This window comes from Agromyces sp. NPDC058064 (assembly GCF_042885275.1).
Taxonomy (GTDB): Bacteria; Actinomycetota; Actinomycetes; order Actinomycetales; family Microbacteriaceae; genus Agromyces.
On the sequence record NZ_JBHVSE010000006.1, the window covers coordinates 15,965 to 31,142 of the forward strand.

Below are 15,178 nucleotides of genomic sequence, written 5' to 3' on the forward strand. Positions count from 1 at the left end.
GCGGCATCCGCCCTTCGTCGTCTGCGGCTACTTCTCGGTGCCGATGGCGCCGTCGACGTGGCCGCGAACGTCGTCGATCTTGTCGTGGTGCTCTTCGCCGACGACCTTCTTCGCCGCGTCGCTCACGCCGTCGAGGATCTTGTCGCTGATGTCCTCGGCCTGCTCGCTCTTCAGCGCCTCGTCGATCTTGTCCTTGTTCTCCTCGATGAAGTCCTGTGCCTTCTTCGTGATGTCGTCCAGAGCGCCCATCGCCCCCCACCTTCCGTTCCGAGATCGGTCCTGCTCTCGTCATCGTATGGGGCGGATGTCGCGCGGGGAAGGGCGTCGGACGGGCGCTGCCGGCCGTCGTCCGCTCGTCGTTCCCCGGTCGCCCGGGCATGGCAGACTCGACACGTGCCAGCGACCATCCCCGCAGCGACCGAACTCCGGGGGCGCTTCGTGCGCCTCACCCCGCTCGCCGAGGGCGACCTGCCCGAGCTCCACGAGGCGCTCGGCCGACCCGAGGTCTTCGCCGGTGGGTTCGGCGGCGGCCCCGCCGGACTCCCCGAGGGGCGGGCGGCGTTCGACGACTGGGCGCGGGCCTACTACTTCGGTCGGGGCGGTGACAGTGCGCTGCCGTTCGCGGTGCGGATCGTCGGCGGCGCCGACGACGACCGCGTCGTCGGAGCGACGAAGCTCGCCGACTTCGACGTCGCGAACGAGTCGACCCACATCGGATGGACCGGCTACCACCCGTCGGTCTGGGGCACCGCGGTGAACCCCGAGACGAAGCTCCTGCTGCTCGGCCTCGCCTTCGACCACGGCTTCGGGCGGGTGAAGATCCAGGCCGACGCGATCAACGGGCGTTCGCGCGCGGCGATCGAGAAGCTCGGCGCGAAGCTCGACGGGGTCATGCGCCGCGACAAGCGGCGGGCCGACGGCAGCTGGCGCGACAGCGCCGTCTACTCCGTCATCGTCGACGAGTGGCCCGAGGTCCGGGCGGCGCTGGAGGCGCGGCTCGCCGCTCGCGGCGACGAGCCCGTACGGCTCTGACGCACGGCGGCCGCGGCCGGGTCCGACCGGCCGGACTCCGCTGAGCCGGGCTCCGCTCGGCCGGCCTCAGCCGAGCAGGTCGAGCGCGCCGTCGACGAGGGCGGCCGCGCCGCCGAGGTACGCGATGACGATGACCGCCGCGCGAGCGGCGCGATGCCCGACCCTCGGCGCGAGCCACTCGCCGGCGACGAGCCCGACGAGCAGCGCGCCGACGATGAACGGCCAGGCGCCGGGGTCGAGCGCGGGCCAGGCCCAGCCCGTCGCGACGAGCTTGCCCGTGAGGGCGGCGGCGCCGATCGCCACGAAGTACGCCTGCGCGGTCGCCGCGAACGCGGTCTGCGGCCAGCGGGTCGCGACGGCGTAGACGCTCAGCGCCGGGCCGCCGACGCCCGCCGAGGCGTTCATGAAGCCCGACGCGGTGCCGGCGATGATCGCGGGGGCGGGGCCGCTCGCCGTGTGCTCGGTGCGGGTGACCACGAGCGTCACGGTGAGTGCGACGATGACGAGCAGGCCGACGCCGAGCTGCAGCACGGGGCCGGGCACGAGCGTCGCCACGAGGGCGCCGGCGGCGGTGCCGACGAACGCGGGGATCACGAGCCAGGTGAAGCGCCGCCACTCGACGTCGCGCCACACCCTCGGCAGGATGAGCAGCGACGAGAGCACGGCGCAGAGGTTCACGACGATGACGCCGTCGAACGGCCCGAGGAGGATCACGAGCGCGGGCGAGGCGATGAGCGCGAAGCCCATGCCGGTGACCCGCTGGGCCGCCGCACCCACGAGCACGGAGACGGCGATGGCGAGGAGCACCGGGACAGCCTAGTTCAGCGGCGGCGTCGGGCCGTGCGGCTCAGGGGCGCTCCGGCACGTGCAGCCGGCTGAGGTAGGCGTCGGTGCCCGACGGCGCCCCGCGGCGGTCGAGCCGCGACACCATGATCGTGACGACGACGGCGATCGGCACCGTCCACGCGGCGGGCTGCTCGAGGAAGGGGCGCAGGGTCGGCGCCGCCGCACCGAGCACGCCGCCGCCGAGGATCGCCGCACCCGAGAGCGCGGCGCCGGTGAGCATGCCCGAGATCGCGCCGCGGGCGGTGAGTCCGCGCCACCAGATGCCGAGCACGAGCATGGGGCAGAGGGTCGACGCGGTGAAGGCGAACACGAGGCCGACGCTGCCCGCGAGTCCCGCCGACTCGGTCGCGAGCGCGACGGCGAGCGGCACGACGGTCGAGACGACCGCGGCGATCCGGAAGCCGCGCACGCTGCCGCCCAGCAGGTCCTGGCTGATGACGCCCGCGAGCGAGACGACGAGCCCCGACGAGGTCGAGAGGAACGCGGCGAACGCGCCCGCGATGACGAGTGCCGTCAGCAGCTCGCCCGCGAGCCCGGGCACGAGGCGGTCGGGCAGCAGCAGGATGAGCGCGTCGGCGTCGCCCGGCGCCGCGAGGTCGGGGGCGAACGCCCGGCCGAGGAAGCCGAAGGCGGTCGGGAAGAGGTAGAAGACGCTGAGCAGCACGAGCACGATGACGGTCGTGCGGCGGGCGGCGACGCCGTCGGGGTTCGTGTAGAAGCGCACCAGCACGTGGGGGAGGCCGAGCGTGCCGAACAGGAGGGCGACCATGAGTGAGACGGTGCGGTACACGTCGAGGTCGCCGGGGCCGGCCTCGGGCGGGAACGCGGCGACCGGCGGCAGCTCGGCCGTGACCTCCCCGCCGCCGACGACGAGGAGCAGGGCGATCACCGGCACCGCGAGCGCCGTGAGCTTCAGCCAGAACTGGAAGGCCTGCACGAAGGTGATCGAGCGCATACCGCCCGCCGCGACCACGACCGCGACGAGCACGGCGACCGCGAGCGAGCCCGCCCACGCGGGCAGCCCGGTGGTGATGCGCACCGTGAGCGCCGCGCCCTGCAGCTGCGGCACGATGTAGAACCAGCCGACCACGATCACGAGGAGGCTCGTCACCCGCCGCGCCGCGAGCGACTCGAGGCGCGCCTCGGTGAAGTCGGGGATCGTGTACGCGCCGCTGCGGCGCAGGGGCGCCGCGACGAAGAGCAGCAGCATGAGGTACCCCGCCGTGTAGCCGATCGGGAACCACAGCGCCGACGCGCCCGTGAGCAGGATGAGCCCGGCGATGCCGAGGAACGAGGCCGCCGACAGGTACTCGCCGCCGATCGCCGAGGCGTTCCACCAGGGCCGCACCGTGCGGCTCGCGACGTAGAAGTCGCTCGTCGTGCGCGAGACCCGCAGTCCGTAGAAGCCGATGACCGCCGAGACGAGCGCGACGGCGGCGATCGCGGTGTAGCCGATGGCGGGGTTCACGAGTCCGCGTCCTCGGCGAGGGCCCGGTAGCGCGCCTCGTTGCGCGATGCGGCGCGCACGTAGAGGCCGCCGACGGTGATCGCGAGCGGGTAGACGCCGAAGCCGAGCAGCAGCCACGAGGCGGGCACGCCGAGCACGAAGGTGCGATCGAGGTCGGGCACGAGCGCGATCGCGACGACGAACAGCACGGTCGCGACGACGAAGCCCGCGGCGACGGTGAGCGCGAGCCGCAGCTGCGATCGGATGAGCGAGCGCACGTAGACGCCCTGGACGTCGCTCGGCTCGCGGCGGCCGGGGCGCGCGGGCGGCCGGGCGGACGCCCCGCCCGCCTCCCTGCGCGGCGCGGTCACCCGCACCCGCTGCGGTCGCTCCTCGCTCACGGTCGGCCTCCGCTCACGGCCGCGCCCGCAGCGTCGCCTGCTCGAGCCGCTCGCGCAGGCCCGGCAGCAGGCGCCGGCTCACGGGCAGCTCGGCCTGGCCGACGACGACGCTCGGATGGTCGGCGCCGAGCCGCACCCGGGAGACGTGCGCGAGCGACACGAGGTACGAGCGGTGCACCCTGACGAAGCCCGCCTCGGCCCACTGCCGTTCGAGATCGGCCATCGGCACGCGCACGAGGTAGCTCGCCTCCTCGGTGTGCAGCCGCGCGTAATCGCCCTGCGCCTGCACGTAGCGCACGTCGTCGCGGCGGATCATGCGGGTCGTGCCGCCGAGCGTCACCGCGATCATCTCGGGCGAGGCGGATGCCTCGGGCGCACCCCGGCCCGCGGCGCTCGCGCCCGCCGCGGCGATGGCCTCGACCACCCGCCCGATCGAGCGGTGCAGCCGCTCGGTGCGCACGGGCTTCAGGAGGTAGTCGACGGCGGCGAGGTCGAACGCCTCGAGCGCCCCCTCCTCGTCGGCGGTCACGAACACGAGCACCGGGCGGTGCTCGAACCGGGCGAGGGCGCGTGCGAGGTCGAAGCCCGTGAGGCCGGGCATGTGGATGTCGAGGAACGCCGCGTCGACCGGCTCGCGGGTGAGCAGGCGGATCGCCTCGGCGCCCGAGGACGCCTGGTGGATGACGCCGATGCGGGGATCCTGCCCGAGCAGGAACGCCAGCTCGTCGATCGCGGGCTGCTCGTCGTCGGCGATGAGCACGGAGATCATGGGGTGATCCTCCCATCTCGGCGGGGGCCCGCCTTGGGCACCCGCATGCGCACGAGGGTGCCGGCGCCGAGGTTCGTCTCGACCACGAGCCCGTGCTCCTCGCCGTAGACCTGCCTGAGGCGGGCGTCCACGTTGCGGAGGCCGACGTGCTCGCCGCTCGCGGTGCCGCCCGCGAGGGCCCGTGCGAGCGTCTCGGGGTCGATGCCGACGCCGTCGTCCTCGACGGTGATCTCGGCGAAGGCCCCCGAGTCGGCGGCCTCGATCGTGATGCGCCCGCCGCCCTCCTTCGATTCGAGCCCGTGCCGCACCGCGTTCTCGACGAGCGGCTGGATCGAGAGGAACGGCACGACCGTCGAGAGCACCTCGGGGGCGATCTGCAGCGTCACCTTGAGCCGGTCGCCGAAGCGCGCGCGCTCGAGCTTCAGGTAGCTGTCGATCGAACGCAGCTCCTCGGCGACGGTCGTGAAGTCGCCGTGGCGGCGGAAGGAGTAGCGCGTGAAGTCGGCGAACTCGAGCACCAGCTCGCGGGCCTTCTGCGGGTCGGTGTTGATGAACGAGGCGATCGCATTGAGGGAGTTGTAGATGAAGTGCGGGCTGATCTGGGCGCGGAGCGCACGGACCTCGGCCTCGGCGAGGGCGGCGCGCGAGGCATCCAGCTCGCCCAGCTCGACCTGTGCGGCCACCCAGTCGGCGACCTCGCCGGTGGCGCGCACGAGCCCCGCCCGCACGGGCGAGGCGAAGGCGACGATCGCACCGACGGGCCCGGTGCCGCCCACGATGGGCGCGGCGACCGCGTCGGTCTCCCACGCGCCGACCGGGATGCGGCGCTGCACCTGCGCGCGGCCGCCCGCGAGCACCTCGCCGACGAGCCGCTCGGCGAGCTGGCGCACCGCGTCGTCGCCGTCGATCGCGATGGTGCCCGACCGGTCGGCGATCGCGAGGCTGTCGGCGCCGAGGAGCGCGCGCAGGTGCTTGCCGGCGCGCTGCGCGTCGGGGCCGTCGATGCCGCCGCGCAGGTGCTTCGCCGCCCGCGAGGCGAGGTGCAGCGTCTGGTAGGTGGCCTGCTCGGCGTCGGTGCCGAGCTCCTTCGAGGCGACCACGAGGCGGCGCAGGAACAGCACGAGCCCGACCGCGAGCGCCCCGCCGAGCGCGCCGAGGGCGGCGGCGAGCAGCGTCGACTCGGGCATGCACGCCAGCGTAATCGCTCGGCCGCTCCGCCGACCGTCGCTCGTCGTCTCCGCTCCGCCGTTCGTCGCACCGTCGGCGCCGTTCGGCGACGACGAACGGCGGGCGCCCCACGCCGCACGCGGCGCGCGCCAGAGTGGGCGCACCGCAGCGCAGCGGTGGCGCCCCCGCCCCCGCTCCTGAAGAACACGATCCCGATGAAGGAGACGCCATGGGCAACGAAGCCCTGAGCGCGGAGAACGAGACGGCCCTGAACGTCGACTACCGCGCGGTGCAACAATCCCCCGAGTTCCAGCAGTTGCGTTCGAGGCACCGGAGGTTCGTCTTCCCGGTGCTCGCCGCGTGCCTCGCCTGGTACCTCGCGTACGTGCTGCTCGCGAGCTACGCGCACGACTTCATGTCCACGCCCGTCTGGGGCAACGTGAACGTCGCGATGCTGCTCGGCCTGGCGCAGGTCGTCACGACCTTCGCCGTCACGACCTGGTACGTCAGCTACGCCAACCGCCGCCTCGACCCGCTCGCCGAGGAGATCCGCGGCGAGATCGAGACCGCCCAGTTCGCCCCCGAGGAGGCCGCACGATGAGCGCTCACACCGTCCTCCGCGCCGCGGAGGCCGCCCCCGCGGCGCCCGGCGAGCCCTGGCTCAACATCGCGATCTTCGGCGCCTTCGTCGCGATCACGATGATCATCGTGTTCCGCGCGAGCCGCAACAACAAGACCGCCGCCGACTACTACGCGGCGGGCCGCTCGTTCACGGGCGGGCAGAACGGCTCGGCGATCGCGGGCGACTACCTCTCCGCGGCGTCGTTCCTCGGCATCGTCGGGGCGATCGCGATCACGGGCTACGACGGGTTCCTCTACTCGATCGGCTTCCTCGTGGCGTGGCTCGTCGCGCTGCTGCTCGTCGCCGAGCTGCTGCGCAACACGGGCAAGTTCACGATGGCCGACGTGCTCTCGTTCCGGCTGAAGCAGAAGCCCGTGCGCATCGCCGCCGCGACGACGACGCTCGTCGTCTGCTTCTTCTACCTGCTCGCCCAGATGGCCGGCGCCGGCGGGCTCGTCTCGCTGCTGCTCGGCATCGGCGACCAGGTCGGCCAGGCGGTCGTCATCACCGTGGTCGGCGCGCTCATGATCCTCTACGTGCTCATCGGCGGCATGAAGGGCACCACCTGGGTGCAGATCATCAAGGCGGTCCTGCTCATCGCGGGCGCCGGCGTGATGACGGTGTGGGTGCTCGCGCTCAACGGCTTCAGCTTCTCGACCCTCCTCGAGAACGCGGTCGCGACCGCCGGCAACCCCGAGATCCTGAACCCGGGCCTCAAGTACGGCGTCTCCGAGATCGCGAAGGTCGACTTCCTCTCGCTCGGCCTCGCCCTCGTGCTCGGCACGGCCGCGCTGCCGCACGTGCTCATGCGCTTCTACACGGTGCCCACCGCGAAGGAGGCCCGCAAGTCGGTCGTCTGGGCGATCTGGCTCATCGGCATCTTCTACGTGTTCACGCTCGTGCTCGGCTACGGCGCCGCGGCCCTCGTGGGTGCCGACGTCATCGCCGCGGCCCCCGGCGGCCCGAACTCGGCGGCCCCGCTGCTCGCGTTCGAGCTCGGCGGACCGCTGCTGCTCGGCCTCATCTCGGCGATCGCCTTCGCGACGATCCTCGCGGTCGTCGCCGGCCTCACGATCACGGCCGCCGCCTCCTTCGCGCACGACATCTACGCGTCGGTCGTGAAGAAGGGCAAGCCCGAGGCGGGCGCCGAGGTCAAGGTTGCGCGTCGCACGGTCGTCATCATCGGCGTCGTCGCGATCATCGGCGGCATCGGGGCCAACGGCCAGAACGTCGCGTTCCTCGTGGCGCTCGCGTTCGCGGTCGCCGCGTCGGCGAACCTGCCGACGATCGTGTACTCGCTCTTCTGGAAGCGCTTCACCACCAAGGGCGCGCTCTGGAGCATGTACGGCGGCCTCGCCTCGGCGATCCTCCTCATCATCTTCTCGCCGGTCGTCTCGGGCTCCGAGACCTCGATGCTGAAGACCGAGGCGATCGACTTCGCGTTCTTCCCGCTCTCGAACCCGGGCATCGTCTCGATCCCGCTGGCCTTCCTCCTGGGCTGGCTCGGCACGGTGCTCGACAAGGGCACGGAGGACCCGCTGAAGCAGTCCGAGATGGAGGTGCGCTCGCTCACCGGCGTCGGCGCCGAGAAGGCGGCGCAGCACTAGGGTTCCGGCGGCGGGTGGGGGCCCGCCGCCGGGCAGCACTCGGCACGGCGGCAATGCCTGTCCCAACCGTGTCGAACTGATCGGGCGGATGCCCCGGGGTCGACCCCGAGGCATCCGCCCGCTTCACTGCCGGCCGGTCAGGAGCGGGTGCGCCGCAACCGCGTGGCGGCCCAGCCGATGAGGCCCAGGCCCACGGCCGCGACGAGGGCGCCGATGAGGATCCACATCGTCCCCCCGGTCATGGGGGAGCCGGCCAGCAGGCCGACCCCCTGGAACAGCCAGACGCCGCCGATGACGACGAGCAGCGCCCCGACGATGATGAGCAGCCAGTTCATGGTTTCCGCCTTCCTCTCCGAGCTCCGGGTCTCGATGCGCGTCGCGCTCCGCGGCGCCCCTCGACCGCCGGTGGGTCCTACATGTTGATCATGTGACCGGCCAGGCCGTGGAACGCCTCCTGCAGCGCCTCGGACAGGGTCGGGTGGGTGTGCACGTTGCGGGCGAGCTCGAGCGCCCCGAGGTCCCACTTCTGGGCGAGGGTGAGCTCGGGCAGCAGCTCGGACACGTCGGGGCCGATGAGGTGGCCGCCGAGGAGCTCGAGGTGCTGCTTGTCGGCGACGAGCTTCACGAACCCGACGGGGTCGCCGAGGCCGTTCGCCTTGCCGTTCGCGGTGAACGGGAACTTCGCGACGACGACGTCGTAGCCCTCGTCGCGGGCCTGCTGCTCGGTGAGGCCGAAGCTCGCGACCTGCGGCGAGCAGAAGGTCGCGCGCGGCATCATCCGGTAGTCGCCGAGCTCCATGGTCTCGGCGTCGCCGATCGTCTCGGCCGCGACGACGCCCTGCGCCTCGGCGACGTGGGCGAGCATGAGCTTGGCGGTGACGTCGCCGATGGCGTAGATGTGGGGCACGTTCGTGCGCATGCGCTCGTCGATGGCGATCGCGCCCCGCTCGGTGAGCTGCACGCCGGCCGCCTCGAGCCCGATGCCGTCGACGTTCGGGGCGAAGCCGACCGAGATGAGGGCCTTGTCGGCGACGAGCGAGCCGGGCTGCCCGTCGGCGCCCGTGTACGTCACCGTGACCGACGTTCCGTCGTCGACGACGGTCTCCACCTTCGTCGACGAGAGGATCGGGATGCCGAGGTTGCGGTACTGGCGCGTGATCTCCTTCGAGACCTCGACGTCTTCATTGGGCAGCGCCCGGTCGAGGAACTCGATGACCGTGACCTGCACGCCGTAGTTGCGCAGCACGTACGCGAACTCCATGCCGATGGCGCCGGCGCCGACGATCGCGATCGAGCGGGGGAGCTCGCGCGTGAGGATCTGCGTCTCGTAGGTGACGACGTTCTGCGAGAGCTGCACGCCCGGCAGCAGCCGCACCTGCGAGCCGGTCGCGATGATCGCGTTGCGGAACGAGACCTGCTCGACCGAGCCGTCGGCCTTCGTCACGTCGATCGCGTTCGGCCCGGTGAAGACGCCACGGCCGTCGATCTCGGTGATGCCGTTCTTCTTCATCAGGAAGTGCACGCCCTTGACGTGCTTCTCGGAGACCTGGCGGCTGCGGTCGAAGGCGGCGCCGAAGTCGAAGTGGACGTCGCCCGAGATGCCGAAGGTCGCGGCCTGGTCGTGGAAGATGTGCGCGAGCTCGGCATTGCGCAGCAGCGCCTTCGAGGGGATGCAGCCCACGTTGAGGCACACGCCGCCCCAGTAGCGCTCCTCGATGACGGCGACCTTCAGGCCGAGTTGCGCTGCGCGGATCGCGGCCACGTAGCCGCCGGGGCCGGCACCGAGGAGGACGACGTCGTATTCGCTCATGGGCGCCAGCCTATGCCTGCATGCCCGTGCGATTCGAGGGGTCGGATGCCGCCTGCTGCCGTTCTTCGGCGGATTCCGGACAGGGAGTTCCCACCCGGTTCCGGCGGGCGGCGGGTCGCCGTAGCCTTCGTGGGTGAGCAGCACCGAACCGATCGAAGCCTCCGTCGAAGCCGCCGCCGAGCCGCCCGTCGAGGCGCGGGCGGCGCCGAGGCCGAGGCGGCTGTCGACGTGGGTGCAGTTCCTCGCGATGGGCCTCGTGTGGGGTGCGAGCTTCCTGTTCATGAAGGTCGCGCTCGACGGGGTGTCGTTCGGCCAGGTCGCCTGGTCGCGCACCCTGTTCGGCGCGCTCGCGCTCGGGCTCATCGTGCTCGTGACGCGCCCGCGCGTCACCGGGCCCGACGGCGTTCCCGGGCCGGTGCTGCCGCGCGAACGGGCGGTCTGGGGGCACTTCCTCGTCGTGTCGCTCACGACCTGCGTCATCCCGTACCTCTGCTTCGCGTGGGCCGAGCAGTACGTGTCGTCGAGCCTCGCCTCGATCTACAACGCGACGACGCCGATCATGACGGCGCTGATGGCGACGCTCGTCTTCCGCGTCGAACGCCTGGGACTCGGGCGCTGGGCGGGCGTCGGCGTCGGCATCCTCGGGGTGCTCGTCGTCATCGGCCCGTGGCAGATCACGGCGCTCACGGGCAGCGTGGCGGGCCAGCTCGCGTGCCTCGTCGCGACGGCCTGCTACGGCTTCACCTTCGGCTACCAGCGCCGGTTCCTGAGCGGCCGGCCGATCGCGCCCGCGACGTTCGCCTTCCTCTCGATCGGCGTGTCGGCCGTCGTCATGCTCGCGCTCACGCCCGTCGTGGCGATCGGCCCGGTCGAGCTCGACTGGCCCGTCGCGCTGTCGCTCGTCGCGCTCGGCGTGCTCGGCACCGGCCTCGCCTACATCTGGAACATCAACGTGCTGCGGGCGTGGGGCCCGACCGGCACCTCGACGGTCACGTACGTCACGCCCGTCGTGGGGGTCGCGCTCGGCGTGGTGCTGCTCGGCGAGCGCTTCTCGTGGCACGAGCCGATCGGCGCGGCGCTCGTGCTCGTCGGCATCCTGCTCACGCAGGGGCGGCTGCGGTTCTCGCGGAGGGGTTGACATCCGCGCCCGAGGATGGTTGGTTAGTCAGTGAAGTAACTAACCAACATGCGAGGGCACTCGCATCGGCGCACCAGATAGGCGGGCATGGACGACTCGCGACCGATCTTCATCCAGATCGCGGAACAGCTCGAGAACGACATCATCGACGGCACGCTGCCCGAGGGGTCGCAGATCCCGTCGATCAACGAGTTCGCGACGTTCCTCAGGGTGAACCCGGCCACAGCACTGAAGGGGGTGGGTCGTCTTGTCGACGACGGATTCGTGGAGAAGCGACGGGGAATCGGCATGTTCGTGACGGTCGGCGCCCGCGATCGCCTCATCGCGCGACGACGGGCGGAGTTCAGCGCCCAGTACCTCAGCCCCCTCCTCGTCGAGGCCGACAAGCTCGGCATCGACGTCGACGACCTGGCGGGCATGCTCGCCGCACTCCGATCCGAGAGGACCGCATCATGACCACCACCGTGGCCCGGGTATCCGGACTCACGAAGCGCTACGGCGACTTCACCGCCGTCGACGCCGTCGACTTCACGCTCGAGGAGAACCGCATCTACGGCCTCCTCGGCCGCAACGGCGCCGGCAAGACGACGATCATGCAACTGCTCACGGGCCAGCTCTTCCCGAACGGCGGCGAGCTCGAGGTCTTCGGGCGCAGCCCGGCCGAGCACGCCGACGTGCTGCGGCGGCTCTGCTTCATCGCCGAGTCGCAGCGCTACCCCGAGGACTTCGGGCCGAGGCACGTCTTCAAGGCGGCGCCGTGGTTCTTCGAGAACTGGGACCAGGAGCTCGCCGACCGGCTGGTCGACGACTTCCGCCTGCCGCTGAAGCGCCCCATCAAGAAGCTCAGCCGCGGTCAGCTCTCGGCCGTCGGCGTGATCGTCGGCCTGGCCTCGCGCGCACCGCTCACCTTCTTCGACGAGCCGTACCTCGGGCTCGACGCGGTCGCACGCCACATCTTCTACGACCGGCTGCTCGAGGACTACCTCGCGCACCCCCGCACGATCGTGCTCTCGACGCACCTGATCGACGAGGTCGCCAACCTGCTCGAGCACATCATCCTGATCGACCAGGGGCGCATCCTCCTCGACCGCGACGCCGAGGAGGTGCGCGGCTCGGCGACGACGATCGCGGGGGCCCGCTCGGCCGTCGAGCAGTTCGTCGCCGACCGGCCGGTGATCGGCCGCGAGGGCCTCGGCGGGCTCGCCAGCGTCACCATCGACGGGCGGCTCGACCAGGCCGAGCGCGTGCGCGCCGCCGAGCTCGGGCTCGAGCTGGCCCCCGTGTCGCTCCAGCAGCTCATCGTCCACCTCACCGGCACCGACCTCGCCGGTTCGATCGAACAGGAGGCCGCAGCATGACCACCGTCACCACCACCGCCGCCACCGCCGAACGGGAGACGCCGATGTCGAGCAGGGTCCGGACCGGAGAGATCTGGCGCATCGTGCGGCTGCTCACCGTGAACCCCTCGATCTTCTTCGGCATCCCGTGGCTCATCCTCGGCGCCGCCTGGGCCGTCACGATGATCATCGCGCTCATCATCCAGGGCGCGGGCGCCTCGACCGCCGACATGCAGGAGGGCTTCCGCTACAGCTGGGCCGTCCTGTCGCCGCAGTGGTACCTCGTCGCGGTCGGCGTGCAGGCCGTCGCCTTCACCTTCTCGTTCGCGCTCGGCTTCGGCTCGACGCGTCGCGACTACTGGCTCGGCCTGAGCGCGATGTTCGTGTTCGTCGCCGCCGAGATGGCCGTCGCCATCGCGACCCTCGTGCAGATCGAGAAGGCGACGAACGGCTGGGGCATCGGCGCCGGCATGTTCGACACGCTCTGGTACGGGCAGTCCGGCTGGGCGTTCGACTTCTTCACCACGTTCGCGCTGCAGCTCTTCGTGCTCTTCGTCGGCGCCGGCGCGACGACCGTGTACATGCGGTGGCGGGTGCGCGGCATGATGATCCTCTTCTTCAGCTTCGTCGCCCTCGTGCTCGCGCTCATCGCCGCCTTCACCTTCACGAACAGCTGGCCGGCGGTGATGAGCTGGTTCGCCGCCATCGGCCTGCTCGGGGTGTTCACCCTGACGCTCGTCGCCGCGCTCGTCTCGGCCGTGGCGGGATTCCTGGTCATCAGGCGGGCGACGCCCCGGTGATGATCACGGGTCATCCGGGGGGATGACCCCGTCGGGCGGGAGATACCTCTCCCGCCCGACGCTTCTCGCGTTGCGGCCGGGCAGGCTCGAAGCATGAGTTCCTTCGTGCTCGAGGCATCCGGCCTCGTCAAGTCCTTCGGTCAGACGCACGCGCTCGCCGGCGTCGACCTCCGCGTGCGCACGGGCGAGTCGCTCGCCATCATGGGAGCCTCGGGCTCGGGCAAGACGACCCTGCTGCACTGCCTCGCCGGCATCGTCGCCCCCGACTCGGGGGCCGTCTCGTTCCTGTCGGGCGGCGCCGGGCGGGTCGACGTGACCGCGCTCGGCGAGCGCGAACGCTCGCGCCTGCGCCGAGAGGCCTTCGGCTTCGTGTTCCAGCAAGGCCTGCTGATCCCCGAGCTCACCGCGGTCGAGAACGTCGCCCTCGCGCTCATGCTGAACGGGATGCCCCGCGCCCGCGCCGAGGAGTACGGACGCGGCTGGCTCGCCGCCCTCGGCCTCGCCGGCATGGAGGACCGCCGCATCGGCCAGCTCTCCGGCGGGCAGGCGCAACGCGTCGCCATCGCGCGGGCGCAGGTCACCGGGGCCGCCGTCGTGTTCGCCGACGAGCCGACCGGCGCGCTCGACTCGAGCACCTCGGCCGAGGTCATGCGGGCGCTGCTCGACTCGACGACGGGGCAGGGCCGCACGCTCGTCGTGGTCACGCACGACGCCGACGTCGCGGGCCGCTGCTCGCGCATCGTCGACATGCGCGACGGCCGGATCGTCGGCGAGCGGGTGCCCGCGGGTGCGGGCGCGAGTGCGGAGACCGGCGCATGATCGGCCGTGTCGCCTGGTTGCTCGCGCGCCCGGGAACGGGCGGACTCGCCCCGCTCGCGCTGCCCGCCACCGCGTTCGCGATCGTCACCGCGCTGCTGCTCACCGTGCTCGGCGGCGCCCAGTCGTTCTGGAGCTGGACCGACGAGATGGGCGTCACCTACCAGGCGCTCGCGGTGATCGCGCTCGTGCTGCTCGTCGTGCCGCTCGCCTCGCTCGGCGGTGCCGCCGCCCGGCTCTCGGCCCGCCGCCGAGACGACCGGCTCGCGACCCTGCGGCTGCTCGGCGCCACCCCGGGGGCCGTGTCGGCGCTCGCGGTGCTCGAGTCGGTCGTGCTCGCGGTCGTCGGCGCGCTCGCCGGCGTCGTGCTCTACTTCCTCCTCGTGCCGCTCATCGCGCTCATCCCGTTCCGCGGCGAGCCGCTCGGCGTCGACGGCGTGCTGCTCGGCCTGCCCGCGCTCGCCGGCGTGGTCGGGGGCGTCGCGCTGCTCGCCGCCGCGAGCGCCGTGCTCGGCCTCCGCCAGGTCGTCATCTCGCCGCTCGGCGTGCGCACGAGGCAGGATGCCCCGAAGCTGCACTGGGTGCGCATCGTCGCCGGGCTCTCGGTCATCGCGCTCGCGTTCCTGATGATGAGCGTGCTGCAGGTGGCCGGCTCCATCATGGTGATCCTCGCGATGCTCGCGGCGGCCTTCGGAGGCACGATCGCCGTGCTGAACCTCATCGGCCCGTGGGTGATCCGCCTCGTCGCGCAGTCGCAGGCGCGGCGTGCGAAGACGCCCCAGCGGCTGCTCGCGGCCCGGGCCGTGCTCGAGTCGCCGAAGGCGGCCTGGCGCCAGGTCTCGGGCGTCGCCATGACGAGCTTCATGGCCGTGTTCGCGGGCACGGGCATCGCACTGCTCGGCTCGTTCGGCGAGGCCGCCGACACCGAGTCGATGCTGCTGTTCGCCGACATCCGCACCGGCATCCTGATCACCGTGGTGGGCTCGTTCCTCATGGTCGCCTGCTCGGTCGGGGTGAACCAGGCCGCGGCAATCCTCGACCGGGGCGAGCTCTACCGCTCCCTCGACATGCTCGGCATGCCGACGCCGACGATGGAGGCCGCGCGGCGCCGTGCGGTCATGTCGCCGCTGCGCATCACCGCGATCGGCTCGGCCGTGACGGCGGCCGTCGTCATGCTGCCGCTCACCGGGATCACGATCATCGTCGCGCCGCTCTCGCTCGCGGTCATCGCCGCCGTGCTCGCCGGAGGGATCGGGGTCGTCTGGCTCGGCCTCCTCGCGACGAAGCCGATGCTCGACCGGGCCGCCTCCGCGTCATCCTGACCCTCGCTGCTTCTGCAGGAGAATTGACGCGAGACGCGCTGTCAGCCGACCATGGCGACCGATT

Annotated in this window: 17 protein-coding genes; 9 read left to right on the forward strand and 8 right to left on the reverse strand. The window is 72.0% G+C overall.

What is annotated here, in order from left to right:
* Positions 1 to 27: 27 nt before the first annotated feature.
* Positions 28 to 249 (reverse strand): hypothetical protein, encoded by a 222-nt coding sequence (locus tag ACFVSL_RS17010; RefSeq protein WP_386942168.1) that lies wholly within the window; start codon positions 247 to 249, stop codon positions 28 to 30.
* A gap of 144 nt (positions 250 to 393) precedes the next feature.
* Here ACFVSL_RS17010 and ACFVSL_RS17015 point away from each other — a divergent pair, with 144 nt between their 5' ends.
* Positions 394 to 1,032 carry a GNAT family N-acetyltransferase gene (locus ACFVSL_RS17015; RefSeq protein ID WP_386942169.1) on the forward strand — a complete coding sequence of 213 codons (639 nt, stop codon included), beginning with the start codon at positions 394 to 396 and terminating at the stop codon, positions 1,030 to 1,032.
* Positions 1,033 to 1,098: 66 nt separating this feature from the next.
* Here the strand turns inward: ACFVSL_RS17015 and ACFVSL_RS17020 are convergent, their stop codons facing one another.
* Genes ACFVSL_RS17020 through ACFVSL_RS17040 form a run of 5 tightly spaced genes read right to left on the reverse strand, consistent with a single transcriptional unit; the run spans position 1,099 to position 5,682 of the window.
* Complete coding sequence (locus ACFVSL_RS17020) at positions 1,099 to 1,839, reverse strand: TSUP family transporter (protein ID WP_386942170.1); 741 nt, start codon at positions 1,837 to 1,839, stop codon at positions 1,099 to 1,101.
* Positions 1,840 to 1,879: 40 nt separating this feature from the next.
* A complete protein-coding gene (locus ACFVSL_RS17025) occupies positions 1,880 to 3,346 on the reverse strand; it encodes a cation acetate symporter (protein ID WP_386942171.1) in 1,467 nt (488 codons plus the stop codon).
* The gene (locus tag ACFVSL_RS17030; RefSeq protein ID WP_386942172.1) at positions 3,343 to 3,726 is read right to left on the reverse strand and encodes a DUF485 domain-containing protein; all 384 of its coding nucleotides are present in this window, start codon (positions 3,724 to 3,726) and stop codon (positions 3,343 to 3,345) included. Before ACFVSL_RS17030 ends, ACFVSL_RS17025 begins: the two co-directional genes overlap by 4 nt.
* Positions 3,727 to 3,739: 13 nt before the next feature.
* Positions 3,740 to 4,495, reverse strand: a complete 756-nt coding sequence (locus tag ACFVSL_RS17035) for a LytR/AlgR family response regulator transcription factor (protein WP_386942173.1) — start codon at positions 4,493 to 4,495, stop codon at positions 3,740 to 3,742.
* Positions 4,492 to 5,682: a sensor histidine kinase gene (locus ACFVSL_RS17040; protein WP_386942174.1), complete on the reverse strand. Its 1,191-nt coding sequence runs from the start codon at positions 5,680 to 5,682 to the stop codon at positions 4,492 to 4,494. Before ACFVSL_RS17040 ends, ACFVSL_RS17035 begins: the two co-directional genes overlap by 4 nt.
* Before the next feature lie 209 nt (positions 5,683 to 5,891).
* On the opposite strand from ACFVSL_RS17040, the gene ACFVSL_RS17045 reads away from it, so the two are divergent.
* Both ACFVSL_RS17045 and ACFVSL_RS17050 read left to right on the forward strand, forming a co-directional pair.
* Positions 5,892 to 6,263, forward strand: coding sequence for a DUF485 domain-containing protein (locus ACFVSL_RS17045; RefSeq protein WP_386942175.1), 372 nt, complete (start codon positions 5,892 to 5,894; stop codon positions 6,261 to 6,263).
* On the forward strand, positions 6,260 to 7,891 hold the full coding sequence (locus ACFVSL_RS17050) for a cation acetate symporter (protein WP_386942176.1): 1,632 nt from the start codon (positions 6,260 to 6,262) through the stop codon (positions 7,889 to 7,891). Before ACFVSL_RS17045 ends, ACFVSL_RS17050 begins: the two co-directional genes overlap by 4 nt.
* Before the next feature lie 137 nt (positions 7,892 to 8,028).
* Here ACFVSL_RS17050 and ACFVSL_RS17055 read toward each other — a convergent pair whose 3' ends face one another.
* Together ACFVSL_RS17055 and lpdA are read right to left on the reverse strand one after the other, a co-directional pair.
* The gene (locus ACFVSL_RS17055; protein ID WP_386942177.1) at positions 8,029 to 8,226 is read right to left on the reverse strand and encodes a hypothetical protein; all 198 of its coding nucleotides are present in this window, start codon (positions 8,224 to 8,226) and stop codon (positions 8,029 to 8,031) included.
* 77 nt (positions 8,227 to 8,303) lie between these two features.
* On the reverse strand, positions 8,304 to 9,701 hold the full coding sequence (gene lpdA, locus ACFVSL_RS17060; protein ID WP_386942178.1) for a dihydrolipoyl dehydrogenase: 1,398 nt from the start codon (positions 9,699 to 9,701) through the stop codon (positions 8,304 to 8,306).
* A gap of 133 nt (positions 9,702 to 9,834) precedes the next feature.
* On the opposite strand from lpdA, the gene ACFVSL_RS17065 reads away from it, so the two are divergent.
* From ACFVSL_RS17065 to ACFVSL_RS17090, 6 genes are all read left to right on the forward strand, one after another.
* A complete protein-coding gene (locus tag ACFVSL_RS17065) occupies positions 9,835 to 10,839 on the forward strand; it encodes a DMT family transporter (protein WP_386942179.1) in 1,005 nt (334 codons plus the stop codon).
* A gap of 87 nt (positions 10,840 to 10,926) precedes the next feature.
* Positions 10,927 to 11,295, forward strand: coding sequence for a GntR family transcriptional regulator (locus ACFVSL_RS17070; protein ID WP_386942180.1), 369 nt, complete (start codon positions 10,927 to 10,929; stop codon positions 11,293 to 11,295).
* A complete protein-coding gene (locus ACFVSL_RS17075) occupies positions 11,292 to 12,197 on the forward strand; it encodes an ABC transporter ATP-binding protein (RefSeq protein WP_386942181.1) in 906 nt (301 codons plus the stop codon). Before ACFVSL_RS17070 ends, ACFVSL_RS17075 begins: the two co-directional genes overlap by 4 nt.
* On the forward strand, positions 12,194 to 12,976 hold the full coding sequence (locus ACFVSL_RS17080) for a hypothetical protein (RefSeq protein ID WP_386942182.1): 783 nt from the start codon (positions 12,194 to 12,196) through the stop codon (positions 12,974 to 12,976). Before ACFVSL_RS17075 ends, ACFVSL_RS17080 begins: the two co-directional genes overlap by 4 nt.
* 93 nt (positions 12,977 to 13,069) lie before the next feature.
* Positions 13,070 to 13,795 (forward strand): ABC transporter ATP-binding protein, encoded by a 726-nt coding sequence (locus ACFVSL_RS17085; RefSeq protein WP_386942183.1) that lies wholly within the window; start codon positions 13,070 to 13,072, stop codon positions 13,793 to 13,795.
* Positions 13,792 to 15,114: an FtsX-like permease family protein gene (locus ACFVSL_RS17090; RefSeq protein ID WP_386942184.1), complete on the forward strand. Its 1,323-nt coding sequence runs from the start codon at positions 13,792 to 13,794 to the stop codon at positions 15,112 to 15,114. Before ACFVSL_RS17085 ends, ACFVSL_RS17090 begins: the two co-directional genes overlap by 4 nt.
* Positions 15,115 to 15,178: the final 64 nt, after the last annotated feature.

Bases quoted from the DNA above. Each gene is read 5' to 3' on its own strand.
- ACFVSL_RS17010 (WP_386942168.1), bottom strand. From the start codon at position 249: ATGGGCGCTCTGGACGACATCACGAAGAAGGCACAGGACTTCATCGAG.
- ACFVSL_RS17035 (WP_386942173.1), bottom strand. From the start codon at position 4,495: ATGATCTCCGTGCTCATCGCCGACGACGAGCAGCCCGCGATCGACGAG.
- ACFVSL_RS17040 (WP_386942174.1), bottom strand. From the start codon at position 5,682: ATGCCCGAGTCGACGCTGCTCGCCGCCGCCCTCGGCGCGCTCGGCGGG.
- ACFVSL_RS17045 (WP_386942175.1), top strand. From the start codon at position 5,892: ATGGGCAACGAAGCCCTGAGCGCGGAGAACGAGACGGCCCTGAACGTC.
- ACFVSL_RS17050 (WP_386942176.1), top strand. From the start codon at position 6,260: ATGAGCGCTCACACCGTCCTCCGCGCCGCGGAGGCCGCCCCCGCGGCG.
- ACFVSL_RS17055 (WP_386942177.1), bottom strand. From the start codon at position 8,226: ATGAACTGGCTGCTCATCATCGTCGGGGCGCTGCTCGTCGTCATCGGC.
- lpdA (WP_386942178.1), bottom strand. From the start codon at position 9,701: ATGAGCGAATACGACGTCGTCCTCCTCGGTGCCGGCCCCGGCGGCTAC.
- ACFVSL_RS17070 (WP_386942180.1), top strand. From the start codon at position 10,927: ATGGACGACTCGCGACCGATCTTCATCCAGATCGCGGAACAGCTCGAG.
- ACFVSL_RS17075 (WP_386942181.1), top strand. From the start codon at position 11,292: ATGACCACCACCGTGGCCCGGGTATCCGGACTCACGAAGCGCTACGGC.
- ACFVSL_RS17080 (WP_386942182.1), top strand. From the start codon at position 12,194: ATGACCACCGTCACCACCACCGCCGCCACCGCCGAACGGGAGACGCCG.
- ACFVSL_RS17085 (WP_386942183.1), top strand. From the start codon at position 13,070: ATGAGTTCCTTCGTGCTCGAGGCATCCGGCCTCGTCAAGTCCTTCGGT.
- ACFVSL_RS17090 (WP_386942184.1), top strand. From the start codon at position 13,792: ATGATCGGCCGTGTCGCCTGGTTGCTCGCGCGCCCGGGAACGGGCGGA.